The organism is Mesorhizobium sp. M00.F.Ca.ET.216.01.1.1, from assembly GCF_004010325.2.
Classification (GTDB): domain Bacteria; phylum Pseudomonadota; class Alphaproteobacteria; order Rhizobiales; family Rhizobiaceae; genus Mesorhizobium.
In genome coordinates this window covers 1-1,063 of the sequence record NZ_SADR02000081.1, presented here as the reverse complement: position 1 = coordinate 1,063, position 1,063 = coordinate 1, and the positions used below count along the sequence as shown (strand labels likewise).

1 protein-coding gene is annotated in these 1,063 nt (G+C 64.9%); it reads right to left on the bottom strand.

Features of this window, described 5'->3' with window-relative positions; translation table 11 throughout:
* A partial coding sequence (locus EN859_RS35105) for an ISAs1 family transposase (protein WP_245525868.1) occupies nt 1–995 on the bottom strand: 995 nt, incomplete at its 3' end.
* Between the last annotated feature and the right edge of the window lie 68 nt (nt 996–1,063).

Sequence of the window (1,063 nt, the reverse complement as noted above, 5' to 3'; positions counted from 1 at the left end):
TGGAGGATGTTTCTGGCGAGGCGATTGAGAAGGGCTGTGTTGGCGGGAGCATTGTCCTTGCGGGCACGGCTGAGGTCCTCATCGAGATGGACATCGAGCATCCAATGCAGGCCGTTCTCGATCTGCCAATGAGCTCTGGTGCGGTCGAGCGCCTGCTGCGGCGACATAAGCGTGGAGGCCATGAACAGGCGCATCAAAGGCCTGGCCTGATCGCGCCGGCTGGTGATGCGGATGAAGGCCTGGTGACCGGGCATCAGCGGCGCGGCCGCCGCCACGATCTCGGCCTGCCGCCACTCGTTGCGGCCGTGGCTGGTCTCGACCCGCTCGGCAATGGAAGGGGTGGCGTCGGCCAGTTGCAGGTTGGCACTGCGCTGCCAATGCCGGCGGTTTCCCTTCAGCGCAAGCAGATAATCGCCACCCCTTTGGGTGATGGCCGCAGCCATGCGGGTGTGGCAGTGGAGCGCGTCGGCGGTGACCAATCTGCCCGTAAGATCAATGAGTTCGACGACCTTGAGCGCGGCCTCGACCTCGTTCCCACCATCGCTCGGCGAGACTGCCGCCAGGCACAGCCGGGTCTCGGCGGCGAAGGCCGACACCGTCAAGGGTGGACTGGCTGCCAAGCCCTTCTCGTAGGCCCGCCGCAAAGCCTTGCCGTCGAGCGACACCACCTCAGGCGTCTCGCGGCTGGCTCGTGCGAAAGCTGCGGCAAAGGCGGCAAAGGCGCGACCGAAGGCCTCCGGGTCGAGCAGGCGCAGCAGCCGCGAGAAGGTGTCGTGGCTGGGGGCGGCGTCATAGTCGATCAGCCGCGACAGCGCCTGCTTGCGCTCTTGCGCAAACAGGGCAAATTCCGTCGCATTGCTGGCGCCGCACAGGCTTGCCGCGATCATCATCACGATCAGGTCGCCAAGCCGGTGCGTGGCGTTGGGCGCGCGGGGATCAGGCACCGCGCCAAAGTCGCTCTCAAGACAGGAAATGGCAGTCGCTCCTTCGCTCAACTGCCTCTCCAAAGAATCCTTTCTCAGCCTAAACTCAACCCCAAAATCGCCATATGCGATTCCCCTGC